This window comes from Actinomadura opuntiae (genome assembly GCF_030283205.1).
Lineage (GTDB): Bacteria > Actinomycetota > Actinomycetes > Streptosporangiales > Streptosporangiaceae > Spirillospora.
The window spans coordinates 1-24,644 of sequence record NZ_JASNWF010000045.1 but is presented as its reverse complement, the minus strand read 5'-3'; the positions used below and the strand labels follow the sequence as shown (position 1 = coordinate 24,644).

General features: G+C 73.9%; 29 protein-coding genes, 2 tRNA genes and 2 pseudogenes. 12 read left to right on the top strand and 21 right to left on the bottom strand.

The window, feature by feature from the left end:
- Positions 1-19: 19 nt before the first annotated feature.
- On the bottom strand, positions 20-826 hold the full coding sequence (locus QP089_RS47840; protein WP_285921277.1) for a glycerophosphodiester phosphodiesterase family protein: 807 nt from the start codon (positions 824-826) through the stop codon (positions 20-22).
- Between the two features lie 117 nt (positions 827-943).
- Here QP089_RS47840 and QP089_RS47835 point away from each other — a divergent pair, with 117 nt between their 5' ends.
- On the top strand, positions 944-1,159 hold the full coding sequence (locus tag QP089_RS47835; protein WP_285921276.1) for an EF-hand domain-containing protein: 216 nt from the start codon (positions 944-946) through the stop codon (positions 1,157-1,159).
- 36 nt (positions 1,160-1,195) lie between these two features.
- Here QP089_RS47835 and QP089_RS47830 read toward each other — a convergent pair whose 3' ends face one another.
- Together QP089_RS47830 and QP089_RS47825 are read right to left on the bottom strand one after the other, a co-directional pair.
- Positions 1,196-3,013: an alpha/beta fold hydrolase gene (locus tag QP089_RS47830; protein WP_285921275.1), complete on the bottom strand. Its 1,818-nt coding sequence runs from the start codon at positions 3,011-3,013 to the stop codon at positions 1,196-1,198.
- A gap of 108 nt (positions 3,014-3,121) precedes the next feature.
- Positions 3,122-3,712: a TetR/AcrR family transcriptional regulator gene (locus tag QP089_RS47825; protein ID WP_285921274.1), complete on the bottom strand. Its 591-nt coding sequence runs from the start codon at positions 3,710-3,712 to the stop codon at positions 3,122-3,124.
- A gap of 157 nt (positions 3,713-3,869) precedes the next feature.
- Here QP089_RS47825 and QP089_RS49000 point away from each other — a divergent pair.
- Both QP089_RS49000 and QP089_RS47815 read left to right on the top strand, forming a co-directional pair.
- A pseudogene (locus tag QP089_RS49000) lies at positions 3,870-4,217 on the top strand (MFS transporter); the annotation flags it as partial.
- Positions 4,218-4,296: 79 nt separating this feature from the next.
- Positions 4,297-5,403 (top strand): MFS transporter, encoded by a 1,107-nt coding sequence (locus tag QP089_RS47815; RefSeq protein ID WP_353070893.1) that lies wholly within the window; start codon positions 4,297-4,299, stop codon positions 5,401-5,403.
- A gap of 6 nt (positions 5,404-5,409) precedes the next feature.
- On the opposite strand, the gene QP089_RS47810 is transcribed toward QP089_RS47815, so the two are convergent.
- The 6 genes from QP089_RS47810 to QP089_RS47785 form a co-directional block, all read right to left on the bottom strand.
- The gene (locus tag QP089_RS47810) at positions 5,410-6,060 is read right to left on the bottom strand and encodes a class I SAM-dependent methyltransferase (RefSeq protein ID WP_285921272.1); all 651 of its coding nucleotides are present in this window, start codon (positions 6,058-6,060) and stop codon (positions 5,410-5,412) included.
- Between the two features lie 131 nt (positions 6,061-6,191).
- A complete protein-coding gene (locus QP089_RS47805) occupies positions 6,192-6,743 on the bottom strand; it encodes a TrmH family RNA methyltransferase (RefSeq protein ID WP_285921271.1) in 552 nt (183 codons plus the stop codon).
- Complete coding sequence (locus QP089_RS47800; RefSeq protein ID WP_285921270.1) at positions 6,740-7,354, bottom strand: class I SAM-dependent methyltransferase; 615 nt, start codon at positions 7,352-7,354, stop codon at positions 6,740-6,742. Before QP089_RS47800 ends, QP089_RS47805 begins: the two co-directional genes overlap by 4 nt.
- Before the next feature lie 45 nt (positions 7,355-7,399).
- Complete coding sequence (locus QP089_RS47795; protein WP_285921269.1) at positions 7,400-8,347, bottom strand: VWA domain-containing protein; 948 nt, start codon at positions 8,345-8,347, stop codon at positions 7,400-7,402.
- Positions 8,344-9,381 (bottom strand): DUF58 domain-containing protein, encoded by a 1,038-nt coding sequence (locus QP089_RS47790; RefSeq protein WP_285921268.1) that lies wholly within the window; start codon positions 9,379-9,381, stop codon positions 8,344-8,346. Before QP089_RS47790 ends, QP089_RS47795 begins: the two co-directional genes overlap by 4 nt.
- Positions 9,378-10,394, bottom strand: coding sequence for an AAA family ATPase (locus QP089_RS47785; RefSeq protein ID WP_285921267.1), 1,017 nt, complete (start codon positions 10,392-10,394; stop codon positions 9,378-9,380). Before QP089_RS47785 ends, QP089_RS47790 begins: the two co-directional genes overlap by 4 nt.
- A 405-nt stretch (positions 10,395-10,799) precedes the next feature.
- Here QP089_RS47785 and QP089_RS47780 point away from each other — a divergent pair, with 405 nt between their 5' ends.
- Positions 10,800-11,279, top strand: a complete 480-nt coding sequence (locus QP089_RS47780; RefSeq protein WP_285921266.1) for a hypothetical protein — start codon at positions 10,800-10,802, stop codon at positions 11,277-11,279.
- A gap of 7 nt (positions 11,280-11,286) precedes the next feature.
- Here the strand turns inward: QP089_RS47780 and QP089_RS47775 are convergent, their stop codons facing one another.
- From QP089_RS47775 to QP089_RS47765, 3 genes are all read right to left on the bottom strand, one after another.
- Entirely contained in the window at positions 11,287-11,580 is a 294-nt protein-coding gene (locus QP089_RS47775) for a hypothetical protein (protein ID WP_285921265.1), read from the bottom strand.
- Between the two features lie 142 nt (positions 11,581-11,722).
- Positions 11,723-12,664: an alpha/beta hydrolase gene (locus QP089_RS47770; RefSeq protein WP_285921264.1), complete on the bottom strand. Its 942-nt coding sequence runs from the start codon at positions 12,662-12,664 to the stop codon at positions 11,723-11,725.
- 171 nt (positions 12,665-12,835) lie between these two features.
- Positions 12,836-13,396 carry a TetR/AcrR family transcriptional regulator gene (locus tag QP089_RS47765; protein WP_285921263.1) on the bottom strand — a complete coding sequence of 187 codons (561 nt, stop codon included), beginning with the start codon at positions 13,394-13,396 and terminating at the stop codon, positions 12,836-12,838.
- Between the two features lie 90 nt (positions 13,397-13,486).
- Between QP089_RS47765 and QP089_RS47760 the strand changes: the two genes are divergently transcribed.
- Positions 13,487-14,035 (top strand): cupin domain-containing protein, encoded by a 549-nt coding sequence (locus tag QP089_RS47760; RefSeq protein ID WP_285921262.1) that lies wholly within the window; start codon positions 13,487-13,489, stop codon positions 14,033-14,035.
- Positions 14,036-14,083: 48 nt separating this feature from the next.
- On the opposite strand, the gene QP089_RS47755 is transcribed toward QP089_RS47760, so the two are convergent.
- Positions 14,084-15,541: a benzaldehyde dehydrogenase gene (locus QP089_RS47755; RefSeq protein WP_285921261.1), complete on the bottom strand. Its 1,458-nt coding sequence runs from the start codon at positions 15,539-15,541 to the stop codon at positions 14,084-14,086.
- A gap of 416 nt (positions 15,542-15,957) precedes the next feature.
- Between QP089_RS47755 and QP089_RS47750 the strand changes: the two genes are divergently transcribed.
- The 3 genes from QP089_RS47750 (at position 15,958) to QP089_RS47740 (ending at position 16,771) form a co-directional block, all read left to right on the top strand.
- Positions 15,958-16,032: transfer RNA gene (locus QP089_RS47750), tRNA-Cys, on the top strand.
- Between the two features lie 40 nt (positions 16,033-16,072).
- Positions 16,073-16,145 (top strand) — tRNA-Arg (locus QP089_RS47745).
- 74 nt (positions 16,146-16,219) lie between these two features.
- Positions 16,220-16,771: a hypothetical protein gene (locus QP089_RS47740; RefSeq protein WP_285921260.1), complete on the top strand. Its 552-nt coding sequence runs from the start codon at positions 16,220-16,222 to the stop codon at positions 16,769-16,771.
- Here QP089_RS47740 and QP089_RS47735 read toward each other — a convergent pair.
- The 3 genes from QP089_RS47735 to QP089_RS47725 form a co-directional block, all read right to left on the bottom strand.
- Complete coding sequence (locus QP089_RS47735) at positions 16,743-17,036, bottom strand: hypothetical protein (RefSeq protein WP_285921259.1); 294 nt, start codon at positions 17,034-17,036, stop codon at positions 16,743-16,745. The genes QP089_RS47740 and QP089_RS47735 overlap by 29 nt on opposite strands.
- 1 nt (position 17,037) lies before the next feature.
- Positions 17,038-17,343 carry a class I SAM-dependent methyltransferase gene (locus QP089_RS47730; protein WP_285921258.1) on the bottom strand — a complete coding sequence of 102 codons (306 nt, stop codon included), beginning with the start codon at positions 17,341-17,343 and terminating at the stop codon, positions 17,038-17,040.
- A 76-nt stretch (positions 17,344-17,419) separates the two neighbouring features.
- The gene (locus QP089_RS47725; protein ID WP_285921257.1) at positions 17,420-17,758 is read right to left on the bottom strand and encodes an ArsR/SmtB family transcription factor; all 339 of its coding nucleotides are present in this window, start codon (positions 17,756-17,758) and stop codon (positions 17,420-17,422) included.
- 146 nt (positions 17,759-17,904) lie between these two features.
- Here QP089_RS47725 and QP089_RS47720 point away from each other — a divergent pair, with 146 nt between their 5' ends.
- Positions 17,905-18,903 carry a zinc-dependent alcohol dehydrogenase family protein gene (locus QP089_RS47720; protein WP_285921256.1) on the top strand — a complete coding sequence of 333 codons (999 nt, stop codon included), beginning with the start codon at positions 17,905-17,907 and terminating at the stop codon, positions 18,901-18,903.
- Positions 18,904-18,928: 25 nt separating this feature from the next.
- Here QP089_RS47720 and QP089_RS47715 read toward each other — a convergent pair whose 3' ends face one another.
- The 3 genes from QP089_RS47715 to QP089_RS47705 all read right to left on the bottom strand — a co-directional run bounded on the left by QP089_RS47715 (position 18,929) and on the right by QP089_RS47705 (position 20,955).
- On the bottom strand, positions 18,929-19,633 hold the full coding sequence (locus tag QP089_RS47715; protein WP_285921255.1) for an iron-containing redox enzyme family protein: 705 nt from the start codon (positions 19,631-19,633) through the stop codon (positions 18,929-18,931).
- A 460-nt stretch (positions 19,634-20,093) separates the two neighbouring features.
- Positions 20,094-20,462 (bottom strand): DUF4180 domain-containing protein, encoded by a 369-nt coding sequence (locus QP089_RS47710; RefSeq protein ID WP_285921254.1) that lies wholly within the window; start codon positions 20,460-20,462, stop codon positions 20,094-20,096.
- Positions 20,455-20,955, bottom strand: coding sequence for a helix-turn-helix domain-containing protein (locus tag QP089_RS47705; protein WP_285921253.1), 501 nt, complete (start codon positions 20,953-20,955; stop codon positions 20,455-20,457). The genes QP089_RS47710 and QP089_RS47705 overlap by 8 nt, the downstream gene beginning before the upstream one ends.
- 119 nt (positions 20,956-21,074) lie before the next feature.
- Between QP089_RS47705 and QP089_RS47700 the strand changes: the two genes are divergently transcribed.
- Positions 21,075-21,623, top strand: a complete 549-nt coding sequence (locus QP089_RS47700) for an AAA family ATPase (protein WP_285921252.1) — start codon at positions 21,075-21,077, stop codon at positions 21,621-21,623.
- 37 nt (positions 21,624-21,660) lie between these two features.
- On the opposite strand, the gene QP089_RS47695 is transcribed toward QP089_RS47700, so the two are convergent.
- On the bottom strand, positions 21,661-22,371 hold the full coding sequence (locus QP089_RS47695; RefSeq protein WP_285921251.1) for a TetR/AcrR family transcriptional regulator: 711 nt from the start codon (positions 22,369-22,371) through the stop codon (positions 21,661-21,663).
- 126 nt (positions 22,372-22,497) lie between these two features.
- Here QP089_RS47695 and QP089_RS47690 point away from each other — a divergent pair, with 126 nt between their 5' ends.
- Both QP089_RS47690 and QP089_RS47685 read left to right on the top strand, forming a co-directional pair.
- Complete coding sequence (locus QP089_RS47690; protein WP_285921250.1) at positions 22,498-23,505, top strand: ATP-binding cassette domain-containing protein; 1,008 nt, start codon at positions 22,498-22,500, stop codon at positions 23,503-23,505.
- The gene (locus QP089_RS47685) at positions 23,502-24,350 is read left to right on the top strand and encodes an ABC transporter permease (RefSeq protein ID WP_285921249.1); all 849 of its coding nucleotides are present in this window, start codon (positions 23,502-23,504) and stop codon (positions 24,348-24,350) included. The genes QP089_RS47690 and QP089_RS47685 overlap by 4 nt, the downstream gene beginning before the upstream one ends.
- Positions 24,351-24,392: 42 nt before the next feature.
- Here the strand turns inward: QP089_RS47685 and QP089_RS47680 are convergent.
- Positions 24,393-24,644 (bottom strand): annotated as a pseudogene (locus QP089_RS47680) (GNAT family N-acetyltransferase); the annotation flags it as partial.

Below are 24,644 nucleotides of genomic sequence, written 5' to 3'. Positions count from 1 at the left end.
CGGCGCCGGCGACGCTCGCTCAGGAGGCCGGGGCGGACCGAGGCCACAGGTCGCGGGACGCCATGACGTGGCGCAGGGCGACCAGGTCGTCGGTCATGATGCCGTCGATGCCGAGGTCGAGGAGCCGGTTCATCGCGGCGGGATCGTTGACCGTCCAGGCGTGCACCTTCAGGCCGAGGCGGTGCGCCTCGGAGAGGAACGCCTCGGTGACGAACGGGACGGGCCCGAGGCCGTAGGGGACCTGCGCGCACGCCACGCCCGTCGCGGCCAGCCTGACCAGCTTCGCCGTCGGGCCGCCGTACGACCTGGCGCGCAGCGCCATCAGACCCCGCGGGCCGAGCGCCATGCACACGTCCTCGCGGGTGAACAGCGGGAGGCGCGCGCGCATCTGCGCCAGCCGGCGGGTGGAGAAGGAGGTGATGCACACCCGGTCCCACGCGCGGGTGCGGTGCAGGACCTCGGCGAGCGGGCCGATGACCGGCGCGTCCTTGAGATCGATGTTGACCCGCGCCTGCGGCCAGGCCGACAGGATCTCCTCCAGGCGGGGGATCGGCTCGGCGCCGCGGATGCGGGCCTTGGCGACCTCGGCGTAGGGCAGCCGCGCGATCATTCCCGTCCGGTCGGTCACCCGGTCGAGCGTGCGGTCGTGGAAGGCGACGACGACGCCGTCGGCGGTGGCGTGGGCGTCGGTCTCCAGGTAGCGGTAACCGAGGTCGATCGCGCGCTGGAAGGCGGCCATCGAGTTCTCCGGCCGGCCGCTCGCGCCGCCGCGGTGGGCGAACGGGATCGGGCCCGGGTGGTCGAGGAAGGCGTACGAGCGGGGCACCCGTCCGATTATGGCCGACGCCCGCGCCCGGCCTTACCTTACTACGTGAAGGCGCCGGGTTGATTCAATGACTGCTAGCGTCGCCTCCTCATACGATCAGCAAGAGGAGCAAGTCCCATGGCCGACGTGAACGAGTACCGGGCGACGTTCGAGCTGGTGGACGTAGACGGCGACGGGTACATCTCCACGGCCGAACTGAAGAACCTGATGTCCAAGCTCGGCCGGGACATCAGCGAGACGCGGGCCGTGGAGGTCGTCGTGGCGGCCGACGCCAACCGCGACGGGAAGATCTCCTTGGAGGAGTTCGCGGCCCTCATGGAGCAGACGGCCTGACCGCGGCGCCGTCCCTCGCGCTCTGGCCGATCGTCGTCAGGCGCGCACCTCGGGCCGCGCGGACGGCAGGTGACCGCCGATCGCTCGCGCCAGTTCTTGGCCGTGGGTCAGCTGCGGATGATGACCCGCGCCCTCGATCACGGTCACCGTCGCGCGCTCACCGAACGAGTCGATGAGCGCTCTTCCGTCGCCGGTGAGGGGATCCTCGGTGCCGGTAATGAAATGCAGGTTGCCGGGGTACCGCCGCAGGCCGTCCCGCAGTTCCTCGCGCCACCGCTCGCGGCCGGCGGCGGCCAAGAGCCTCGCGGCGTGGGCGGCGACACGGCCGCGGCGCAGGTCCTCGGCGCAGGAGGCGAGCGCTTCGGCCTGCGCGGTGGACCCGGTGAGCAGCCGCGCGAGGGACTCGGGACGCGCGCGCCCCAGGTAGGGGCGGGTCAGCAGCGGCATCCGCGTGGCGAGCCCGGCGCGGGGCTGGAGGAAGAACGGTGCCACCAGCGTCAGTCCGGTGATCCGCTCCGGATGCCGCAAGGCCGTCTGCAGGGCGGCGGCCGCGCAGATGGAGTGGCCCACCAGATGCACGGAGCCGGTGTGCTCGACCAGCGCGTCCAGCCACGCCTCCAGGTCGCGGGGGCTGCCGGCGCTCAGGCCGAGCCCGGGCAGGTCCACGGCGCGCGCGTGCCCGAGGTCGGCGACCACCGCGGCCCAGGAGTCGGCGTTGACCGGGAGACCGGGCAGGACGACGGTCGGGGCGTCCGGTTCGCCGAGCTCGAACGTCCGGACGCCCGCGTACCGGGTGAACCGCCGCGCCGGTCCCCGCGTGGGCGCCGCCCCGAAGCGGTGGGCGGCCAGGTGGTCGGCCCACCGCAGGATCGCGCCGGTGGTGTCGGGCATCGGCAATCCGTGCCGCTCGGCGAGCGCGTGGGCGGGGCCCGTGGGGTAGCGGTCGTCCGACAGGAAGCTCAGGGTCTCCGTGCCGGCTTTGGTCAGGGCGGATGGCAACCGCTTGATCACCGGTACCGGCAGCCGCATCCGCGGTACCCGCACCCCGTAGTGCCGGCCGGTGAGTGAGAGCAGGTCGGGCAGTGGGGGAGTGCGGTCGTCGAGGACCCAGAACGATCCGCGGGCGGTCTCCGGGTCGTCCGGGAGCAGGGTCATGAAGCGCGCCAGGTGGTCGACGGTGATCACGGGGACGAACGTCCGCGCGCCGCCGGGCAGGGCCGCGAGCGAGCCCCGCCAGAGCTGCGCCAGGCTCGCGGCGAGGCCGAGCTGCTGGTCGGACTCGCCGGTCGCGGCGTCCCCGATCACGCTGCTGGGGTTGACGATGGACCAGGGGACGCCGAGCCGGTCGGCGGTGGCCTGGAACACCGCGTCCGCCTCCATCTTGGACGCCTCGTAGGCGCCGAGGCGCCCGTAGGTGCGGCGCACGAGATCGTCGCTCCACGGGACCGTCGCGGGATCCTGGCCGCCCACCCGGTAGCCCGACACGTGCACCAGCCGCCGCAGCCGGGGCAGCCGCGCGGCGAACGACGCGATCGCGGTGACGCTGTCGACGTTGGCGCGGCGCGCCTCCTCGACCGCCATGCCGAACCGGTAGGCGCCCGCGCAGTTGTAGACCTCGCTGACGTCCGCCCAGGCCGAGGCGTCGCCCTGTGCCAGGTTCTCCGCCTCGAAGTCGACGCGGAGCTCGGCCGGGGGCGTCCGGCATCCGTGGTCGGCGAGCCAGGCGTTCAGGTCCGCGTGCGACCGGTCGCTGCGGGTCGCCACCGTGACGGCGATCCCTTGGCGGTGGAGTGCGAGCACCAGGTGGCGGCCGATGAACCCGCCGGCTCCGAACACCAGCGCATGCCGCCTCATGGGGCCTCCCTCGTCGTTGACCATGCTGAGAAACTAGACCGGTCTACCTATTTCGGCAAGCCGGAGTCTCTCGACGGGGCGGGCCGGGGCCCTCGGGGTGCGGTGGTGTCAGGCGGTCGGGGTGGTGTCGATGGTGGCCTGCCATCCGTGTTCCAGCAGGTCGAAGGCGCGGTCGACGGCTTGGCGGGGGTCGGTGCGGCCGCGGGCCAGGGCGGCGGTCTCGAGTGCGAAGTGGGCGAGGGCGGCGCAGGCGGGGTCGTCGTCGGGACGGCCGGCGTCCTCGGCGATGGCGCGGGCGAGGGCGGTCTCGTGCCGCATCCACATGCGGTGCGCGTAGTCGCGCAGGGCCTGGTGGCTCTCGACGAGCGCGGCGAAGCGTTCGGCGGCGGGGTCGCCCTCGACGAACTTGCGGTGCAGGACGTGCTCGCGCAGCGCGGCCGGGACGGAGGTGCCGGCGGGGCGGTCGCGGACGGCGGCGACGAGGGCGGCCTCCACGTCGGCGTCCAGGTCGAACACCAGCGCCTCTTTGCTGGGGAAGTGCTTGAACAGCGTGGTGGTGGAGACGTCGGCGGCCTCGGCGACGTCCTTGATGCCGACGTTGTCGTAGCCGTGCTCGAGGAACAGCCGCAGGGCGGCGTCGGCGAGCGCCTTGCGGGTGGCGGCCTTCTTGCGTTCCCGGCGGCCCATCGTCTCCGTCATGGCGGTCATCCTACCGTCTGGGTTGCCTCACTCGAAAAGTTGAGTCGTTGCACTTTTTAATCGGGTGTGCTTTTGTGGGGGAGCCGGGCCCGGCGGCCGAACGCCCCGGTTCCAGCCCGGTGCTCCCCGACGTCCACTCTCCGTGAGGTGATCAGCCATGCCCGCATCCGATCCGTCCCCGCCCGCTCCCCGCGCCGTCCGCTGGGCCCTGCTCGGCGTGATGCTCGCGATGCTGCTGTCGATGCTGGACAACATGGTGGTCGGCACCGCGATGCCCACGATCGTCGGTGACCTCGGCGGCCTGGAGCACATCTCGTGGGTCGTCACCGCGTACACGCTGGCCACCGCGGCCTCCACGCCCGTCTGGGGCAAGTTCGGCGACCTGTACGGCCGCAAGCAGGTCTACCTGCTGTCGGTCGTGGTGTTCCTGGCCGGGTCCGCGCTGTCGGGCGCCGTGCAGTCGATGGTCCAGCTGATCGTGTTCCGCGCGGTGCAGGGGATCGGCGCGGGCGGCATCGGCGGCCTGGCGTTCGCGCTCATCGGCTCGCTGGTGCCGCCCCCGCGAGCGCGGCCGGTACCAGGGCATGACCGCGACGGTGATGGCCGCCGGCACGATCGGCGGACCGCTGGTCGGCGGGTTCATCACCGGCCACGCCGGCTGGCGCTGGGCGTTCTACGTCAACCTGCCGCTCGGCGCGCTCGCGCTGGTGTGGTGCTGGTTCCTGCTGCGCCTGCCCGCGACCCGCGCCAAGGCCCGCGTCGACTGGGCCGGCATCACCCTGATGACGGCGGTGGTCTGCGCGCTGGTGCTCGCGACGACCTGGGCGGGCAGCACCTACCCGTGGACGTCCTGGCAGGTCATGGCGCTGTTCGCGGCCGCTGTGGCCGGGGCGGCGGCGTTCGTGGCGGTGGAGCACCGGACCGCCGAGCCCCTGCTGCCCCTGCGGATCTTCACCGGGCACCGCAACTTCCCGCTGATGTCGGCGCTGATCCTCGTCTCCGGGGTGGCGATGTTCGGGTGCGCGCTGTACCTGCCGCTGTTCCAGCAGACCGTCCAGGGCGCGTCGGCGTCGGACTCGGGGCTGCTGCTCCTGCCGCTGATGGCGCCGGTGGTGGTGGTCTCGCAGATCGGCGGCCGGGTGATGTCGGCGACCGGCCGGTACAAGGCCTTCCCGGTGATCGGCACGGCGTGCATGACGGCGGGGCTGTTCCTGCTGTCGACCATGGACGCCTCGACGTCCCGCACCATCACCGGCTGCTACATGGCGCTGGTGGGTGCGGGGATGGGCTGCCTGATGCAGATGGTCACCACGATCGCGCAGAACAGCGTCGAGATGCGCGACCTTGGGGCCGCGTCGGCGGCGATGACCCTGTTCCGCACGATCGGCGGGTCGGTGGGTGTGGCGGTGTTCGGCTCGCTGTTCAACCGGGCCTTCGACGGGAGGCTTCCGTCGGACGGTGCGGGCGGGGCGTCCCCGGCGGGTCTGCCGCCGGCCGCCAGGGAGGCCTACCTGCATGCGTTCGTGACCGGCACGCACCAGGTCTTCCTGCTGGGGGCGGTGGTGTGCGCGGTGTCGCTGGCCGCGGCGCTGCTGGTGAAGGAGGTCCCGCTGCGCGGCAAGCCGCAACCGGCACCGGCCGCCGGCGGTCCCGGGCCGGAGGCCGCCGAGGCCGGGAGGTCCGCACGCTGACGGGCGTCAGGGCAGGCGGCGCAGCTTCAGAGCGTTGTCGATGCGCGTGTGGCTGCGTCCGTCGGGCCCCGTCTGGACGCGTTCGTGCTCGCCGCTCAGCAGCACCTCCCACTTGCCGTCCGGCAGCCGCAGCGACTCCAGCACCTCGTCGGGCGTCGGCAGATGCATGTCGTGGTGGGGGTCGTCGTCGCCGTGGTCGTGCTCCTCCCACGGCGGCAGCCCGGCATGGCCGACGATCAGCAGGATCCCGCCGGGCGCGACGGCCGCGGCGGCCGAGCGCAGGATCTCCTCGCGGGGCATGTCGCGGGGGGAGTGCAGGAAGTGCGCGGACACCAGGTCGTACTCGCCGTCGGGGAAGGACGCGGCGAGGTCGTGGCGCTGCCAGTCGATGCGGTCGCCGACGCCGGCGTCCGCGGCGTGCCGCGCGGCGCGGTCGAGGGCGACCTGGGAGATGTCGACGGCGGTGACCCGCCAGCCGCGGCGGGCCAGCCAGATCGCGTCCGCGCCCTCGCCCGCGCCGAGGTCCAGGGCGGTGCCGGGCGGCAGGTCGGATGCCTCACGGACGAGGACGGTGTTGGGGTCGCCGCTCCAGATCCGCTCGCTCTCGGAGTAGCGGGCGTCCCAGAACTGCTCGGGGGTGGTGCCGTCGTCGCTCATCGTGCGTCCTTTGAGGAGTGTCGTCGTGGTTCCGCCGCCATGCTCGTTCCCCACCCCCAAAACAGCGAACTGTTTTGCCATTCCCGCAAAACCCGAGACGTCGCCCAACGCGGCCGTCCGCTATGTGCGGGTCAGGCGGACCATTCGCGGCGGCGGGCCTCGGCGAGGGCGATGGCGGTGGCGACGGCGACGTTGAGGGAGCCGACGCGTCCGATCTGCGGGATGTAGGCGACGGCGTCGGCGGCGGCCAGCAGGGCGGGGGAGCAGCCGTGGTCCTCGCCGCCGACGGCCAGGCAGACGTCGCCGTCCAGGGGAGCCTCGTGCAGCGGGACGGCGTCGCCGGTCAGCTCGATCGCGACGATCCGCAGGCCCTCCTGGCGGATGGCGGCGGCGGCCTTGGCGGGGGTGCCGGCGTGCTCCCACGGGACGAGCCGTTCGGTGCCGAGCGCGGTCTTGGCGACGTTGCGCTGGTCGGGGGTGGTGGCGTTGCCGGCGAGCCAGAGCCGTTCGACGCCGAACACCGCGGCGCTGCGGATGATCGAGCCCATGTTGAACGGCTGGGTGACCGACTCCACCAGCAGGCCGAGGCGGCCCTCGGTGCGGCGCCGCCAGCCGCGGTTGAGGCGCTTGACGTCGGTGGGTCGCAGTTGCCTGCGGCCGGGCGCGGAGTCGGGGGTGCTCATCGGGTGTGGCCTTCCGTGCGGGACGTGACGCGCAGGACGCGGTAGGCGGAGCGGGAGGCGATCCGCTCGGTGGGGAAGCCCTGGTCGTTCAGCCAGCGCTGGAGGGAGTCGGAGCCGAGGTGCTTCTGCACGACCAGGTGGGCGAGCCCGCCGGGGGAGAGGCGGGGCAGCCAGGCGAGGAGCAGGTCGTGCAGGGCGGCCTTGCCGATGCGGATCGGCGGGTTCGACCAGATGGCCGCGAACCGCAGACCGGGGTCCAGTTCGTCCGCCAACTTGAACCTTACATTGTCAAGGCCGGCGATTTTTGCATTGAATCCAGCCAGCTCTAAAGCTCGGTGGTTCACATCAACACCCCAAACACTCGCCTGCGGCGAGCGGCTTGCCAGGGTGAGGGCGATGGGGCCGTAGCCGCAGCCCAGGTCGAGCAGGTCGCCGGTCTGCGGCGGTGGAGGCACGGTTTCCAGCAGGACGCGGGTGCCGGCGTCGACGCGGTCGGGGGAGAAGACGCCGCTGTCGGTGTCCAGCCTCAGATGCAGGTCGGGTAGGACCAGGTCGACGGTGCGGCGGCGGCTCGCGGCGCCGGGCCGCTCGGCGAAGTAGTGTTCCCCCACGTCGGCCGACCGTATCAGCGTTCGGAGCGTCCCCGTGCCGCGCGGCTAGGGCAGGCGGGAGAACCAGGCGAGGGAGAATCCGCCGGCGGCCAGCGCGAACAGCAGCGCGATGCCGGTGTAGCGGGCGGCGACGTCGCGGTGCTCGGTCTTGAAGCCCAGCGAGGTGCCGATGTTGGCGTACACGTCGCGCAGCTGGCCGGCGTCGGCGGCCTCGTAGGCCTTGCCGTCGGTGCTGGTGGCCAGGGTCTTCAGGGCTTCCTTGTTGACCGAGACGCTGGTGGTCTCGCCCTCGATGTCGACGGTGCCGTAGGGGGTGCCGAACGCGATCGTGGACACCGGGACGTGCGCGGCGCGGCTGGCGTCGATGGCCTCCTGCACGGACCGTCCGGTGGTGTTGTCCCCGTCGGACAACAGGACGATGTGGGCGGGCGGCGGGTCCTGCGCGGCCTGGGTGTCGAAGGTCTTGACGGCCTGCAGGGAGGTGAAGACGGCCTCGCCGATCGCGGTGCGCTTGGCCAGGGACAGCTGGTCGAGGGAGGCGATGGCGGTGTCGCGGTCGGCGGACGGCGCGGCGATGAGGTTGGCGTTGCCGGCGAAGGAGACGACGCCGACGTTGAAGCGGGCGGGCAGTTCGCGGATGAACTTCTTGGCGGCGGCCTTGGCGGCCTCCATCCGGTTCGGCGGGACGTCCTGGGCCATCATCGACAGCGACACGTCCACGGCGACCATGATGGTGGCGCGGTCGCGGGGGACCTTCACCGAGCTGGCGGGGCGGGCGAACCCGATCATCATCAGCACGATCATGATGAGGAACAGCGTCGCGGCGACGTGCCGGCGCCAGCCCGGCCGTTTCGGTGCGACCTGGGACAGCAGCGCGAGGTTGGTGAAGCGGACGGCGTAGTTGCGGCGGCGCATCTGCAGCACGACGTACAGGCCGGCGAGGATCGGCGCGAGGGCCAGCAGCCAGAGGCGGTCGGGCGACAGGAAGGTCATGGGCGCACTCCCGCGGTGGTGAAGGCCCGTCCGGCGGCGCGGCGTTGGCGGAGGGCGAAGCGGGCGACGTCGGCGATCCAGTCGCGGTCGGTGCGCAGGACGAGGTGGTGGGCTCCGCAGCGGCGCAGGGCGTCGCGGGTGCGGGTGCGCTGGGCGCGGGCGGCCTCGGCGTAGCGTTGGCGGGTGCGGCGGCTGAGGACGATCTCGTGGGCGGCGCCGGTCTCGGGGTCGGTCATCTCGACGAGGCCGATGTCGGGGAGGTCGAGTTCGCGGGGGTCGATGACCTCGACGGCGAGGACCTGGTGGCGGGCGGCGAGGCGGCGCAGCGGGCTCTCCCAGTCGGGTGGCGCGTCGGGGTCGTCGGTGGTGCCGGGGCGGCCGGTGGGGGCGGGCGGCAGGAAGTCGGAGATGACGACGCGCAGGCCGCGGCGGGTCTGGCCGCGGGCGAGGGAGGTGATGGCGGCGGCGAGGTCGCCGTGGGGTGCGCCGGAGGTGGCGGTGGTGCCGGACATGGCGGCGGGTGGGCCGGTGCCGGGTTCGGTGCGGGCGTCCAGGACGGCCTGCAGGAGGGCGTAGAAGGCGGCCCTGCCGGTGCGGGCGGGCCAGCGGCGCAGGCCGCCGGGGTGCTGGAGGTAGGCGCCGACGCGGTCGCCGAGGCGGACGGTGAGGAAGCCGACGGCGGCGAGGGCGGCGACGGCGAGGTCGCGTTTGACCATGGCGGCGGTGCCGAAGTCCATGCTGGGGGTGAGGTCGACCAGGGCCCAGGCTTCGAGTTCGTGGTCGACGACGAGGTCGCGGACGTGCGGGGTGGTGGTGCGGGCGGTGACGGCCCAGTCCATGTGGCGGACGTCGTCCTCGCCGGGCTGGTAGACGCGGGCTTCGGCGAGTTCGGTGCCGGGGCCGGGGAGCAGGCCGAGGTGCTCGCCGTTGAGCAGTCCGTCCAGGCGTCGGGTGACCTGCAGTTCCAGGCGGCGCAGGGTGCGTTCGGGGGCGAGGCGGGCGAGGGCGCCGTCGCGGCGCGGGCCGGTGGTCATGCGCTGGTCACCGCCGCGGCGCCGTGGTTCCAGACCACGCGGGGCGGGGGGACGGCGGCGAGGATCTGGTCGACGACCTCGCCGGGGTCGACGCCGTCGGCGAGGGCGTCGAAGGTGAGGACGAGGCGGTGGGAGATGACGTCGCGGGCGACGGCCTGGACGTCGTCGGGCAGGACGTAGTCGCGTCCGGACAGCAGGGCGAGGGCGCGGGCGGTGGAGACCAGGCCGAGGGTGGCGCGGGGGCTGGCGCCGATCTCGATGGCGGGGCGCAGGTCGGGCAGGCGGTACTGCTCGGGTTCGCGGGTGGCCATGACGAGGCGGACGATGTAGTCGGCGACGAGTTCGTGGACGGAGACCTCTTCGGCGGCGCGCTGGAGGCCGGCGAGGCGGTCGGCGTCCAGGACGGGGGTGGCCTCGGGCGGGTCGACGCTCATCCGCTGGAGGATGTGGAGTTCCTCGTGGGCGGAGGGGTGGTGGACGTCGATCTTCATGAGGAAGCGGTCGCGCTGGGCTTCGGGGAGGGGGTAGACGCCTTCGGACTCGATGGGGTTCTGGGTGGCCAGGACGATGAAGGGGCGGGGGAGGGGGTAGGTGTTGCCGCCGAGGGAGACCTGGCGTTCGGCCATGACCTCCAGGAGGGCGGACTGGACCTTGGCGGGGGCGCGGTTGATCTCGTCGGCGAGGACGAAGTTGACGAAGACGGGGCCGAGTTCGACGTCGAACTGCTCGGTGGAGGGGTGGTAGATGCGGGTGCCGACGATGTCGGAGGGGACGAGGTCGGGGGTGAACTGCAGGCGGGCGAAGGTGCCGCCGACGACTTTGGCGAGGGTGCCGACGGCGAGGGTCTTGGCGACGCCGGGGACGCCTTCGATGAGGCAGTGGCCGCGGGCGAGGAGGGCGACGACCATCCGTTCGACCATGTGGTCCTGGCCGACGATGACCTTCTTGACTTCGGCGAGGGTGTTCTGCAGCAGCGCGGCGGCCTCGTCGACGTCGTTGGCGGCGATGGTCATGTGGGTGTCCCTCACTGTGTGGCGGGTGTGAGCGGGCGCGTTCCGACCCTACGCGATCACTTGTACCCGTTCGTGCGCGATCCGTGCCTGACCGGGGGCGGGGTGGTTGTTAGGGTTGCGGCCATGTCGAGGCCGTTGCCCCCGGGGGATCCCGCGCAGGTGGGGCCGTTTCGTTTGTCGGCGCGGTTGTCGGAGTCCGCGGCGGGGATCGTGTTCTTGGGGGTGGACGGTGAGGGGCGGCGTGCGTGTGTGGCGGTGTTGAATCGGGGGGCGGCGGGGGACGCGGCGGCGCGGGATCGGTTCCGGGCGGCGATCAATGCGGCGGTGCCGGGTGGGGCCGGTGGGCTTAGCGGTGGTGGCGGTGCGGTGAGTGGTGGTGGCGGGGCGGGTGATGGTGGGGCGCCGGTGGTGGCGGCGCAGCCGGATGGTCCGGCACCGTGGGTGGCGACGGCGTTCGAGGCGGGCGGTGCGGCTGCGGAGCGGTTCCTGGAGCCGGTGCTGCTGGGTGGTGCGGGCCGGCGGTGGGGGCTGCGGCGCGGTCCGCAGTTCCAGCCGTATTGGCTGGGGTCGTCGGAGGCGGCGCTGGCGGGTCAGCGTCCGGGGCCGGAGGTGGGGGGCGGGCCGGTGCCGGCTCCGGATCGTCCGCCGGAGCGGGGGCTGGTGGCGGCGGTGCTGACGTTGGCGGGGGCTTTGGTGGTGCTGGCTTTGCTGATGGCGGTGCTGTTCGCGTGCCAGCCGCGGCCGAAGGATCCGCCGTCTCCGCCGCCTGAGCCGTTGCCGACGTTCCAGTCGCCTTCGGTGGCGCCGACGACGCCGCAGCCGATGAGTCCGTCGCCGTCTCCTTCGCCGTCGGGTTCGGGCGGTGGTGACGGCGGTCCGCTGTAAATCGTGATCAGGGTCCGGAGGGGGTGGCGGCGGGGTCCACGCCGGTTTCGCGGAGCCAGCGGCGGGGTGCGGTGCGGTCCGGGGCGCCGGTGGTGGTGAGGAGCGCGGGTTCGGTGCCGGGGTCGGGCAGGTCGGCGGAGGATCCGATGTGGCAGGCGCGTTCGTCGCCGGGGTCGATGATCTGCTTGCTGTAGTGGGGCGGCCAGCGCAGCAGCATCCGGCGGCCGCAGGTCGGGCAGGCCCATTCCTCGGTTCCGGACTCTTCGGCCCGGACCATGCGCATGTGGTGCGTGGTCGGCAAGGGATGGTCCTCCTCAACCGTTGGCGAGGGTCGGCGAAAATTCGGCTCGTTATGGTGATTGCCCACGTCAAAGCGGTTAAACGGGGCGGGCAAGTGACGGTGGTGGTCGGTGCGGTGCCGTCGCGGGGACGGTCAAGGGCGGTCAAGCCGTGGCGGGCGGGGTGGTGAGGGCGGTGCGGACGGCGGCGCCGATCTCGGCGACGGCGCGGGCGGGGCGGCGCGCGAACGAGGTCCAGCCGAGAAATCCGTGGTCCAGGCCGGTTCCGGTGATGAGGGTGACGGGGACGCCGGCGGCGCGCAGCCGTGCGGCGTGCCGTTCGGCCTGGGGGCGCAGGCGGTCGTGTTCGGCGGTGGCGATGATGGCGGGCGGCAGTCCGCGGGGGTCGGGGTCCAGGAGGGGGGAGACGTCGGGCCGGGCGGGGTCGGTGCCGTGCAGGTACATGCGCAGGGCGCGGTGGACGCCGGAGGCGGGCCAGGTCAGGCCGTCGGGGTCGGGCGGGTCGGGTGGGACGTCGCGCAGGTCGAGGGCGGGGTAGACCAGCAGTTGCAGGACGGGTCGGTCGGGGCCGGCGGTGCGCAGCAGGCCGGCGGCCGCGGCGGCGAGTTGTCCGCCGGCGCTGTCGCCGGCGATGCCGATGCGGGTGGGGTCTGTGCCGATGCGGGCGGCGTTGGCGGTGGTCCAGCGGACGGCGGCGATGGTGTCGTCGAGTGCGGCGGGGAAGGGGTCTTCGGGTGGGCGGCGGTAGCCGACCGACAGCCAGGCGGTGCCGGTGGCGGCGGTGGCCAGCGCCCGGACGACGGGGTCGTAGGCGTCGATGTCGCCGAGGACCCAGCCGCCGCCGTGCAGGTAGACCATGGTGGGTGCGGGGTGGTCGCCGCCGGGGTGGTAGAGGCGGGCGGGCAGCGGTCCGGCGGGGCCGTCGATGGTGAGGTCGCGGACGACGGGTACGGGCGGGCACGGGGAGCGGGCCAGGTCGGCGGCGTGTTCGCGGCGCGCGTCCTCGATGGTGCGTGCGGGTTGCCGGGGGCCGGGTTCGCTGAGGCGGCGGCGCAGGAACGCCAGGTAGTCCGGATCGCGGCCCATGGCACTCCCTGACGGCTCGGCGCGGCAATCAGACGGCCAGCCTACGAGGCCGTCACGCGAGAAGACCGGCGGGGCGTGGTTGCGCGCGGCGTTCGGGGTCTCCGTCCACGTCGGCTTCGTCGGCTGCGCGGCGCCGGGGATGCCGAGCCGCCGCGTTCTCGGGGGGCAGCGTTATGTCGGCAGGAAGATGGCGGTGGCCTCGTCGGCGAGTACGGCGGAGTGTGGGGCGTCGGGGTCGGTTTGTGCCAGGTGCAGCAGGCCGAGGATGGCGGCGTAGGCGACCCGTGCCCGGGACTGCGCCCGGTCGGGTGGCAGGCCGAGTTCGCGGTAGGTGCGGGTGAGAAGGTCCAGCCGGGCGCGGTTCACCTGGCCGACCGCGTCCCTGACCCGGGGGTCGTTGCGGTCGCCGAGCAGGCTCAGGTGCACCGAGGGCGCCAGCGGCTGGACGGCCTGCACGACGACGGTCAGCAGCTCGCGCAGCCGCTGTGCCGGATCGGTGATCGCGGCGAATTCGGCGAGCCCCTCGTCGCCGTGGCTGCGCGCCCATTCCTCGAGCGCCGCGGTGATCAGCTCGTCGCGGTTGCGGTAGTGCGCGTAGAAGCTGCCCTTGGTCACGCCGAGGGTTCGCGCCAGTGGTTCGACCGCGACGGCGGCCAGCCCGCCGTTCGCGATCGCTTTCAGGGCGGCCCGTGCCCAGTCCCGGGCGGACAGGCGGGTCGACTCGTTCACCACGCGGCACAGGATACGCCAGCGTATTGACGGTCGCCCGACCCGGAACATACGGTGGCGTATCAATACGCCACCGTATGGAGGAGTGACCGGATGGAGCGTCCGAAGGTCCGCCGAGTGGTCACCGGCCACGACGCCGACGGCAAGTCCCGCGTGGTCGACGACCGCGACGTCGAGCCGATCACTTCCGAGCTGATGCCCGGCTGCGCGTTCTTCCGGCTGTGGGGCCGGGACGAGCGCCCCACCTACCCCGACGACGGCTCACCGCGCCGCGCCGAGGCCTGGTATCCGCCGCGGGACGGTTCACGCTTCATGATCAACACGGTTCCGCCGGGTGAGCCGGTCCCGGCTCCCGGTCTGGACACGGCCGCGGCCCTGGAGGAGCTGGAGCGGCAGATGCCGGGCGCGATGGCCGCGAACGAGCCCGGCGCCCCCGGCATGCACACCACCGACACCCTCGACTACGTCCTGGTCGTCGCGGGCGAGGCCACGCTGGAACTCGACGACGGCGAGCGGACGGTGCTGCGGGCGGGCGACGTGGTCGTCCAGAACGGCACCCGGCACGCCTGGCACAACCACGGCACCGAGCCCTGCACGATCGTCGGCGTCGCCATCGGCGCCGACCGCGTCCCGCCCGCCTAGACGCCGCCCCGCCCCGGTTGCGTGCCGCGGCGGGGCGGGGACGGCGCGTCAGAACGGGTAGGGGGCGATCTGGTCGCGCATCGTCACCCACTGCGTCTCGGTGAACGCCTCGATGTTGGCCTCGGGGCCGCCGAACCGCGACCCGTTCCCCGAGGCCGCCAGCCCCCCGAACGGCACGACCGGCTCGTCGTTGACGGTCTGGTCGTTGATGTGGACCAGGCCGGTGGGGACCGCGTCGGCGATCCGCATCGCCTGGCCGACGTCGCCGAGGATGCCCAGCGACAGCCCGTACTCGCTGTCGGAGGCCAGCGCGACCGCCTCGTCCACGCTGGAGAACGGCACGACCGGCGCGACGGGCCCGAACACCTCCTGGGCGTAGGCGGGCATGGCGGGCTCGACCTCGGCCAGGACGGTGGGCCGGTAGAACAGGCCCTCGTGGGTGCCGCCCGCGGCCAGCCGCGCGCCGGCGGCGACGGTGTCGCGGACCAGGGCGTCCACGTGCGCGAGCTGGCCCTCGTCGATGATGGGGCCGAGCGCGACCTGCCCGGACGCCGGGTCCCCGACGGGCAGCTTGTCGGCCTTGTCGGCCAGCGCGGCGACGTATTCGTCGTGCAGGCTGCGGTGGACCAGGTGCCGGCCGGTGGTCATGCAGATCTGCCCCTGGTGCAGGAACGACCCCCAGGCGCCCGCCGACACCGCCTTGCCGATGTCGGCGCCCGGCAGCACGATGAGGGCGTTGTTGCCGCCGAGCTCCAGGTGGGCGCGCTTGAGCAGCCGCCCGCACACCTCGCCGATCGTGCGGCCCGCCGCCGTCGACCCGGTGAACGACACCACCCGCACCTGCGGCGCCGCCACCACCGCCTCGCCGGTCTCGCGGCCGCCGGGCAGCAGGTGCAGCAGCCCCTCGGGCAGGCCGGCCTCCTGGAAGATCCGCGCGACGGTGACGCCGCCGCACACCGCGGTGCGCGGGTCGGGCTTGAGCAGGACGGCGTTGCCGAGCGCCAGCGCGGGCGCCACCGACCGCATCGACAGGATCAGCGGGAAGTTGAACGGGGCGATGACGGTGACGACGCCGGCGGGGCGGCGCCGCGCCAGGCTCCACCGCGGCTGCGCCGAGGGCAGCACCAGGCCCTGCGGGTGGGAGGCCAGCGCGGCGGCCTCGTAGCACAGGCCCGCGGCGAAGCGCGCCTCCAGTTCCGCCTTCGCCGGCACCGACCCGGCCTCCCGGACGATCCAGTCCTGGATCTCGGCGGCGTGGTCCTCGAACAGCCGGCCGGCGCGCCGCAGGACCGCCGCGCGGTCCTCGTAGGTGCGCGCGGCCCAGTCGCGCTGCGCGGCGGCGGCCGCGGCCGCGGCGTCCGCCACGTCCCGCGCCGACGCCCGGCCCAGCGTGCCCAGGGTCGCGCCGGTCGCCGGCTCGACGGCGTCCAGCACGCCGCCGTCCGCGGCCGCCCACGCGCCGGTGAAGATCTTTCCGGTCCACGTCCCGGGGTCCAACAGCGCCATCGTCGGCTCCTTCCACCATGCCCGCGCCCGCGAGCGGCCCGCGGCCCCGCCGGCAGGCGCGGCCCGTGCACCCCAGCCTCGCCGGACCGGGCACCGGGCGGAACAGCGCCTTTCCGCTCAATGGAACATCCGGCGACGCGGCCCCCCGGAACGGTGCTGTGCCCCGGGCGTCCGCCCGCATGCGCCCGGTCGCGAAAACCCGTTGCGGCGGCCCGGCGGCGCCGGGCATGCTGATCGCACCAGCAGGCCACCAGGGGAGGAGCAGACCATGACCCGCCGGCGCGGCGCACGAACCTGCACCTGCTCCCGGACCACTCGGCGGGCGGCCCCCTGACCCGCGCGCACCCCGCGCGACGGCCGCCCTTCCCACCCGGAACGGCGGCCCGTTCTCATGACGGCCGCCGGACCGGCTTCTCGACGCTGTAGCCGAGCGGACATCAGGCAGCGGACTGCAAATCCGTTTCACGTGGGTTCGAATCCCACCAGCGTCTCGCGCCCCGCCCCCTTCCAGTCACCCGGGGGCGGGGTCGGCTCCCCGTAGCTCAGAGGACAGAGCACCGGTCTCCGAAGCCGGGCGCCGCAGGTTCGATCCCTGCCGGGGAGACCCCGCACCACCACAGGCACACTGCGGCACGCCACAGGCACCCCGCGGGACACCCGCCGCCGAGGAGGGCACCGATGCGCAAGATACCGACACTGTTCGTCCGCGACTGGGACGGCGACCCCCGCCACGTCACCCGCGAGACCGACCCGTCCTGCGCCTGGGTGGCGGCCGGGGAGGGGCGCGCCACCCGCAAGTACGACGGCACCTGCGTGCGGTTCGACGGCGACCGCTGGCTGGCCCGCCGCGAGGTCAAGGCCGGCCGTCCCGCCCCGCCCGGTTTCGTCCCCGTCGCGGAGGACGCCGCCACCGGCAAGACCGTGGGATGGGAGCCCGCCGAGCAGTCGGCGTTCTGGAAGCACCTGCGAGCCGCGCTGGCCGGACGCCGGTTCGCGGCCGGCACCTACGAGCTGATCGGCCCGAAGATCAACGGGAACCCCGAGAGCGTCGCCGAGCACACCCTGGTCCCGCACGGCGCCGACGACCTCGGCGACGTCCCCCGCGACCACGACGGCCTGGCCGCCTGGCTGCGCGCCCACCCCTACGAGGGCATCGTGTTCTGGCGCGACCCCGCCGACCCCGGCTGCGACAAGGCCAAGATCAAGCGCCGCGACTTCCCCGCCGCCTGAACGGGCTCAGCCGGGGCCGGTTGAACGGGGCCGGGCGGCGACCGTGATGACGTGCCCGCTCACCCCGAGCAGCGAGGGCAACCGACTCCACCGCCCGCAGCGCCTCCAGTACCGCCGCGCGGTCGCGTTCCAGCAGGTCGCCGAGGCCGCCGAACAGCCACGCCGCGCCCTCCAGCCCGTAGGAGCGGGCGCCGGGCAGCCCGGCGTCGACGAACTCGCACGGCGGCTCCTGCGGCTCGTGCAGGTAGGCGGTGGTGAACCCCATCTCAGGCGTGGCGCGCAGCACGCCGGTCGCGGGCGTCGCCGTGCCGGGCGGTCACGCCGGGGATCCGCGACGCCTGCTCGACGTGCAGCGGGACGGGATCGACCAGCTCCACCGCGTGGCCGTCGGCGGCCAGCCACTCGGCGTGCACACCGGGCCCGCCGCCCACGTCCAGGACCCGCGCCGGCGGTGCGGGCAGCACCCGGCGCAGCACGTCCTGGGTCCGCCACAGCTCCAGCCGCCCGTCGCCCTCGCGCAGCCGCCGGTCCTCCTCGCCGCGCTCGTAGTAGCGCAGAACCTCGCGATCCATGCCCCCGAGAGTCCCCGGCGCGCGCGCCGGGCCGCAAACCGTTTTCGCCTGGCCCGCACCGGCGCTGGAGGGGCCTTCAGTGTTGGTGGCGTTCGGCGAGCACGACGTCCAGCAGCCCGGGGAACACTGCGTCGAACTCCTCGCGGCGCAGCGCGTTCATGCGGGAGGTCCCGACGTAGTACTGGCGGATCAGGCCCGCCTCCCGCAGCACGTGGAAGTGGTGGGTGGCGGTCGACTTGCCGACCGGCAGGTCGACCGTGCCGCAGCTCAGGTCGGTGCCGGCGGCGGCCAGCTCGGTGACGATCCGGCGGCGCACCGGGTCGACCAGCGCCTCCAGGACCCGCTGCAGCCCGACCTGCCGGACGTCGGGGTGCGGGGGGACGCGGTCGCGCCCGCCGTGCCGTGCCGTCGCCATCCCCGAACCTCCCCGGCCGCATCGTACGGCAGCCACCGAAGTACGATCAACATCGAAGTTTGACAGTGATCGTACTTTCGGCTTGGGTGGGCGGGACCCGGCGGCGCGCGGCGCCGCCGCCCGAAACCCGAGGAGATGAGGTCGCGATGACCAGGACGGTGCGGTTCCACCGGACCGGAGGCCCGGACGTGCTGCGGCTGGAGGAGGTGGACCCCGGCGAGCCCGGCCCCGGCGAACTGCTGGTCGGCGTCGAGGCGATCGGCCTCAACCGCGCCGAGGCGCTGTTCCGCTCCGGGACCTACATCGAGCCGGTCAGGGCGTTTCCCGCCCGGCTCGGCGCCGAGGCCGCGGGCGTGGTCCGGGCCGCCGGCGCCGGCGTCACCGGGCTGCGCCCCGGGCAGCCCGTCAGCGTGATCCCGGCGTTCTCGATGAACGACTACGGCGTCTACGCCGACACCGCGGTCGTCCCCGCCTCCGCCGTGCTGCACCGCCCCGACGGGCTCGACGCGGTCGGCGGCGCGGCGGTGTGGATGCCCTACCTGACCGCCTACGGGGCGCTGGTGGACACCGGCGGGATGCGCGCCGGCGACACCGTCGTGCTGAACGCCGCCTCCAGCAGCGTCGGACTGGCCGCCATCGACGTCGCCGCCCGCGCCGGAGCCCGGTCCATCGCCGTCACCCGCACCCCCGCCAAGAAGGACGCGCTGCTGAAGGCCGGCGCCGCCGAGGTGATCGTCAGCGGCGGCCGCGCCGTCGCCGACCGGATCCTGGACCTGACCGGCGGGCAGGGGGCCCGGCTCGTCCTGGACGCCGTGGCAGGCCCCGGAGTGATCGACCTCGCCCGCGCCGTCGCGCCCGGCGGCACCCTCATCGAGTACGGGGCGCTCAGCGGCGAACCGACCCCCTACCCCGGCTTCGAACTCGGCATGCCCGCCCTCAACATGCGCACCTACACCGTCCACGAGCTGACCACCGACCCGCGGCGGCTGCGCCGCGCCGAGGCGTTCGTCGCCTCGGGCCTGCGCACCGGGGCGTTCGCGCCCGCCGTCGACCGCGTCTTCGACCTCGGCGACATCGTCGAGGCCCACCGCTACCTGGAGGCCGGCGCCCAGATCGGCAAGATCGTCGCCACCACCGGCCGCTGACCCCCGTCCCGCGCCGGCGGGACGGTCAGGCGGGCACGCCGGCGAGGCCGCGCGTCAGCTGCGCGTACACCGCGTCCCAGAACCCGACGTGCTCCCCGATCTCCTCGCGCGCCGCCCGCGCCATCAGCGCCTCGTCGGCGAAGTAGCCGTTGACCAGCACGTCCCACAGCGCCGCGAACTGCCCCGGCCCCTTGGTCTCGTGCAGGGTGAGGAACTCCAGCCCCGAGGCCACCCCGTAGTGCGCCGACAGCGCGTCGATCACGATGCGGTTGCGCGCCGGGCTCGCGATCTCCCGGCCCGCCAGCGCCGCGACCGCCTCCGCGCCGCTGCGCGCCGGATCCAGGTACCGCGCCGGGAACGACGCGCAGTAGGCGGCGGTCACCGGCAGCGGCGTCACCGCCGCGGGCCGCTCGATCCCCAGCGCCCGCAGCAGCCGCACCGCCAGCCCGTGGTGGTCGCCGCCGACCTCCTCCCGGATGTGCGCGGTCAGCCCCGACAGCACCCGCGAGGCGTCGGACTCGGTCCCGAACGCCGGGCTCTTCACCACGCACACGCCGAGCCAGCGATGAAATTGGTTCCGCCACAGGTAGTACTGGCCGAAAACATCGCGGACGACTTCGACCGGAGCCTTTCCTGCGCCCAGATCGGAAAAGAACGCACTTCCGTCGAGCGTTTGCCGCGCGTGCGCGAGCAGGTCGGACGATACGGCGGATCCAGCGAGCGAGGTCATGCTTCTCCAATGATCTGCGGCCATTTCGTGCCCAACATCGCCGCACGTCAGAGCGGGGGAACGGGGTTTTTCTCCCGGAAACGCGCGCGCCCGGCGCCTGACCGGCGAACGCGCGACGCGACGTGCTCTCAGCAGAACCTAACCGACCCGCCGGGCCCTTCCGATATCACCACACGCGGCCCATTACCGTGGCCACCGCGACACCTTGCGGGCCCTCGCCGCCGTGTGGTAATTCCCCGCCCGGCGGGGACGTGCTGCGCCTTTACCGGGCACGCCCGCCCCCACCCGTTTCTGCCGTCCCGACCGCGCCCGGCACCGGGACCGATACCACCCGCCCCCATGGCCGGATCCGGCCGTGAAACGTTCCCGGGCCCCACCGCGCCCACGCGAACCCCGCGCCCCTGCGACCAGAACCGTGCCGAGACCCGCGTGGACCCGCGTGCCGGGACGCCGGGTGCGGTCAGGCGACCGTGCGCAGCCGGGCGTCCAGCGCCTCCAGATCCGGGACGAACCAGATGTGGTCCGCCGCGTTCGACTCGCGCACCAGCGCGCGCAGCGCCACACTGGCCGCCAGATGCCGGGAGATGTCCCCGACGACCGCCAGCCGCAGCCGGTAGTTGACGAACTTCTGCATGACCTCGCCCGCGAACCGGGTGCCGAGCGAGAAGAACCGCTCGTCCAGCCGCTCCGCCGGCACCGCCACCACCCGCGCGCCCAGGAACGCCGACCCGATCAGGTCCAGCGCATCCTGCTCGGTGGCCACCGGTGGCCCGTCCGGGTCGCACATCAGCACCGGCACCCCGGCCCGCTCCCGCACCACGTCAGGCACCGCCGGCCTCCCGCCCGCCGTCCAGCGCCCTACTGTCCAGCACCCCGCCGTCCAGCACGGCCTCGATCAGCCGCAGCACTTCCGCGGTGGCGGCGACGCCGCCCAAAATCACGATCTTCATCCGGTTCCGTTCCTGGTCGTGGACGGTCTGCACCCGCAGCGCGGCGCCGGCGCCGCGGCCGGTGTTCACCCCGGCCAGTACGAACGTGGCGATCCGGTCGGCGGCGGCCCGGTCGACCCCGTCGACCTGCACGATGCTCGACACCTCCGCCCGCCCGGCCCCCGCCGGCCCGCCCGCGCCGCCGTCCGACCCGCCGCCCGGCGCAGGGTCCGCGGACCCGGTCAGCTCCCGCACCGCGTCCGGCGAGATCCGGTACTGCTTGCCGATCCGCACCGCCCGCAGCCGCCCGGCGCGGATGTAGCCGCGGACCGTGCGCACGTGCAACCCGAGGAGGTCCGCGACCTCCTCCACCGAGTACATCTTCTCTGTCATCACTCCGCAAACTACCCTATTGAGGGAGCGATAGGGAAGTTTGCGGTACATAACCGGGCTGCGTTCATGCCGGACCTGGCGCTAGCGTGAGCGGCGGCATGACGCGCGGAGGGGGAGCGGTGACGGACGGGGAACGCGGCGCGGTCATCGTGCTGACCGGGCCGTGCGGCGGCGGGAAGAGCACCGTCGCCCGGCTGCTGACCGCACGCCTGACACCCAGCGTCCGGCTGCACGGCGACGACTTCTTCGCCTTCATCGACCAGGGCGCGATCCCGCCGTACCTGCCCGAGGCGGACCGGCAGAACCAGACCGTCGTCGGCGTCCAGGCCACCGCCGCGGCCGGATACGCCGCCGGGGGATACCACGTGGTGTTCGACGGCGTCGTCGGCCCCTGGTTCCTCGGCCCGTTCCGCCGCGCCGCCGCCGGCGCCGGCGTCCCGCTGCACTACGTGGTGCTGCGCCCCGACCGCGACGTCGTGCTCGCCCGCGCCACCGCCCGCGGGCCCGGCGCGCTCACCGAACCGGACCCGGTCCTGGCGATGTTCCAGGAGTTCGCCGACCTCGGCGACCACGAGCCCCACGTCCTGGACTCCGGCGCGCTGACCGCCGAGCAGACCGCGCGCGCCGTCCGCGACGGCCTGGCGACCGGCGCCTACCGGCTGCCCTGACCGGCCCCGCCAACGCCGAAAGGGCCCGAGCGGCGCGTCACATGCAGGAGGCGATGCAGTCCAGGACGCGTTCCAGGCCGTAGGCGAACTGGTCGTCGGGGGACATGTGCGGCAGCGCCGCGTCCTTCACCACCCGGGCGAACATCGGGTGCTCGCCGGCGTCCAGCAGCTGCTGGACGTAGGGGGAGCTCTGGCGCATCAGGTCCTGCATCGTCAGGCCCGTGCGGCGCCGCTCGCGCTCCCTTTCGATCTCGGCGCGGACGGTGGTGACGACGTAGCCGTTCAGCATGGTCACCAGCGTGATGATGTCGTCGACCGGGATGCCGACGTCCAGCGCGCCGAAGCCGAACTCCAGGATCCGCAGCTGGTTCGGGCCGAACGCCGGGCGGGCGCGGTGCAGGTCGGCCAGCCACGGGTGCGCGAGCCACATCTCGCGGGTGTTGCGGGCGACCAGCCGCAGGTCGGCGCGCCAATCGCCGGTCGGCCGGTCCGGGACGCCCAGGGTGCCGACGACGTGGTCGTACATCAGCTCGATCAGGTCGTCGCGGGAGGGGACGTAGCGGTACAGCGACATCGCGCCGGTGCCGAGCTCGGCGGCGATCCGCCGCATCGACGCCGCCTCCAGGCCGTCGGCGTCGGCGATCCGCACCGCCGCCTCGGTGATCTGGGCGCGGCTGTAGGCGGGCCGGGGGCCGCGGCCCTGCCGCTCGGGCATCGCGAAGATGTTGACCGCCTCGACGTCCGCCACCGTGCTCCCTCCGGCCGGATCCGGGGCCCCGCGGGCCCCGTCCCGGGAATTCTAGTTGCGTACACCGTACTCGGGTGTCTACGCTGGCGGCCACCCACCGCGTACGGCGTACCCAATGGAGGAACGATGCCGGACGAACCGATCGTGCTGGCCGAGGGCCTGCACAAGCGCTTCGGCGCCACCCGGGCCCTGGACGGACTCGACCTCGCCGTCACGCCCGGCACCGTCTGCGGCCTGCTCGGACCCAACGGCGCCGGCAAGACCACCGCCGTGCGGATCCTGGCGACCCTCGCCGACGCCGACTCCGGCCGCGCCCGCGTCGCCGGGTACGACGTCGCCGACCGCCCCGACGAGGTCCGCGCCCGCATCGGGCTGGCCGGCCAGTACGCCGCCGTCGACGAGAAGCTCACCGGGCGCGGCAACCTGCGCATGTTCGGCCGCCTGTACCACCTGCCCCGCCGCCAGGCCCACCGCCGCGCCGACGAGCTGCTGGAGCGGTTCGGGCTGATGGAGGCCGCCGACCGGCAGGTCCAGGGCTACTCCGGCGGCATGCGCCGCCGCCTCGACCTGATCACCAGCCTCATCCTGCGGCCCCAGGTGCTGTTCCTGGACGAGCCCACCACCGGCCTGGACCCCCGCAGCCGCGGCGAGATCTGGGACGCCGTCCGCGCCCTGGTCGCCGACGGCACCACCGTGCTGCTCACCACCCAGTACCTGGAGGAGGCCGACCGGCTCGCCGACGACGTCGTCGTCATCGACCACGGCCGCGTCATCGCCGGCGGCACCCCCGACGCGCTCAAGTCCTCCATCGGCGACCGGCTCGACGTCGTGCTGGCCGACCCCGCCGACGCCGGCGAGGCCGCCCGCGTCCTGGCCGGGATCGCCGGCGCCCACCCCGCCCTGGACGGCGCCCGCCTGACGGTGCCGCTGACCCGCGGCGCCGTCCGGCTCGCCGACGTCGTCCGCGAACTCGACCGCGCCGGCGTCACCGCCGACGACGTCGGGTTGCGCCGCCCCACCCTCGACGAGGTGTTCCTGCGCCTCACCGGCCGCGACACCGACCCCGACGAGGACCCCGACCAGACCGGCCCCGGCACCGCAGCCGAGCGGCGTGAGAAGGAGACCGTCCGATGACCGCGCCCGCCCTGACCGTCCCGCCCGCCCGCGCGTCCCTGGCCGCGCGGCTGCGCTGGAGCGCCGCCGACGGGCTCACCCTCGTCGGACGCGAGCTGAGCCGGCTGCGCCAGGAACCCGGCGAGCTGATCGCCGCGCTGATCTTCCCCGCCGTCATGGTGGTGCTGTTCGGGTACGTGTTCGGCAGCGCCATCGCCGTCCCCGGCGGCGGCAACTACCGCGAGTACCTGATGCCCGGCCTGTTCGTCATGGTGTCGTTCACCTCCGTCATGGCCGTCACCATGCGGGTCGCCACCGACGCCTCCCGCGGTGTCATGGACCGCTTCCGCGCGATGCCGATGGCGCGCTCGGCCGTCCCGTTCGGGCAGGCCGGCGCCGATGTGATCAGCGGCGTCCTGGCACTGGTCATCATGGCCGGCACCGGGCTGGTCGTCGGGTGGCGCGCGCACCGCGGCGTGTGGCCGACCGCCGAGGCGTTCCTGCTGCTGGCGCTGCTGCGGCACGCGCTCAGCTGGGCCGGGTGCTACCTCGGGCTGGTGGTGAAGAACGAGCAGACCGCCGACCAGTTCGTCCCGATGGTGTTCCCGGTCACGATGCTGTCGAACTCCTTCGTCCCGACCGGCGGCATGCCCGCCTGGCTGCGCGCGATCGCCGACTGGAACCCCGTCAGCGCCGCCACCGCCGCCTGCCGGCAGCTGTTCGGCAACCCCGGCGCGCCGACCGGCCGCGCCGACCTGGCCTGGCCCCTCGCGCACCCGGTCACCGCGACGCTGCTGTGGTCGATCGCGCTGATCGCGGTGTTCGCGCCGCTGTCGGTGCGGACCTTCCACCGGCGCGGCCGGTGACCGCACGCGGGCCGCGCCCCCCGGGGGGCGCGGCCCGCGCCCTCACACCCCGAACGGCGCCGGGTACTCGATCACGCCGGACGGCACCGGACCGGACGCGCCCGCCGGCACCAGCGCCATCAGCGCCTCGTCCGGCACCGGGAACGCCGCCGCGATGCCCAGCGACGACGCCCGCACGAACCCGAACCGCGGGTAGTAGTCCGGATGCCCGAGCACCACCACCAGCCGCTCACCGCGCCGCGCCGCCTCCGCGAGGGCCGCGCGGACCACCGCGCCGCCCGTCCCGCGCCGCTG

Excerpts from the sequence above, each read along its gene's own strand:
- QP089_RS47835 (WP_285921276.1), top strand. The coding sequence starts at position 944 with ATGGCCGACGTGAACGAGTACCGGGCGACGTTCGAGCTGGTGGACGTA.
- QP089_RS47830 (WP_285921275.1), bottom strand. The coding sequence starts at position 3,013 with ATGAGGCGGCATGCGCTGGTGTTCGGAGCCGGCGGGTTCATCGGCCGC.
- QP089_RS47825 (WP_285921274.1), bottom strand. The coding sequence starts at position 3,712 with ATGACGGAGACGATGGGCCGCCGGGAACGCAAGAAGGCCGCCACCCGC.
- QP089_RS47815 (WP_353070893.1), top strand. The coding sequence starts at position 4,297 with ATGACCGCGACGGTGATGGCCGCCGGCACGATCGGCGGACCGCTGGTC.
- QP089_RS47810 (WP_285921272.1), bottom strand. The coding sequence starts at position 6,060 with ATGAGCGACGACGGCACCACCCCCGAGCAGTTCTGGGACGCCCGCTAC.
- QP089_RS47805 (WP_285921271.1), bottom strand. The coding sequence starts at position 6,743 with ATGAGCACCCCCGACTCCGCGCCCGGCCGCAGGCAACTGCGACCCACC.
- QP089_RS47795 (WP_285921269.1), bottom strand. The coding sequence starts at position 8,347 with ATGACCTTCCTGTCGCCCGACCGCCTCTGGCTGCTGGCCCTCGCGCCG.
- QP089_RS47790 (WP_285921268.1), bottom strand. The coding sequence starts at position 9,381 with ATGACCACCGGCCCGCGCCGCGACGGCGCCCTCGCCCGCCTCGCCCCC.
- QP089_RS47785 (WP_285921267.1), bottom strand. The coding sequence starts at position 10,394 with ATGACCATCGCCGCCAACGACGTCGACGAGGCCGCCGCGCTGCTGCAG.
- QP089_RS47770 (WP_285921264.1), bottom strand. The coding sequence starts at position 12,664 with ATGGGCCGCGATCCGGACTACCTGGCGTTCCTGCGCCGCCGCCTCAGC.
- QP089_RS47760 (WP_285921262.1), top strand. The coding sequence starts at position 13,487 with ATGGAGCGTCCGAAGGTCCGCCGAGTGGTCACCGGCCACGACGCCGAC.
- QP089_RS47755 (WP_285921261.1), bottom strand. The coding sequence starts at position 15,541 with ATGGCGCTGTTGGACCCCGGGACGTGGACCGGAAAGATCTTCACCGGC.
- QP089_RS47740 (WP_285921260.1), top strand. The coding sequence starts at position 16,220 with ATGCGCAAGATACCGACACTGTTCGTCCGCGACTGGGACGGCGACCCC.
- QP089_RS47735 (WP_285921259.1), bottom strand. The coding sequence starts at position 17,036 with ATGGGGTTCACCACCGCCTACCTGCACGAGCCGCAGGAGCCGCCGTGC.
- QP089_RS47730 (WP_285921258.1), bottom strand. The coding sequence starts at position 17,343 with ATGGATCGCGAGGTTCTGCGCTACTACGAGCGCGGCGAGGAGGACCGG.
- QP089_RS47725 (WP_285921257.1), bottom strand. The coding sequence starts at position 17,758 with ATGGCGACGGCACGGCACGGCGGGCGCGACCGCGTCCCCCCGCACCCC.
- QP089_RS47720 (WP_285921256.1), top strand. The coding sequence starts at position 17,905 with ATGACCAGGACGGTGCGGTTCCACCGGACCGGAGGCCCGGACGTGCTG.
- QP089_RS47715 (WP_285921255.1), bottom strand. The coding sequence starts at position 19,633 with ATGACCTCGCTCGCTGGATCCGCCGTATCGTCCGACCTGCTCGCGCAC.
- QP089_RS47705 (WP_285921253.1), bottom strand. The coding sequence starts at position 20,955 with ATGACAGAGAAGATGTACTCGGTGGAGGAGGTCGCGGACCTCCTCGGG.
- QP089_RS47690 (WP_285921250.1), top strand. The coding sequence starts at position 22,498 with ATGCCGGACGAACCGATCGTGCTGGCCGAGGGCCTGCACAAGCGCTTC.
- QP089_RS47685 (WP_285921249.1), top strand. The coding sequence starts at position 23,502 with ATGACCGCGCCCGCCCTGACCGTCCCGCCCGCCCGCGCGTCCCTGGCC.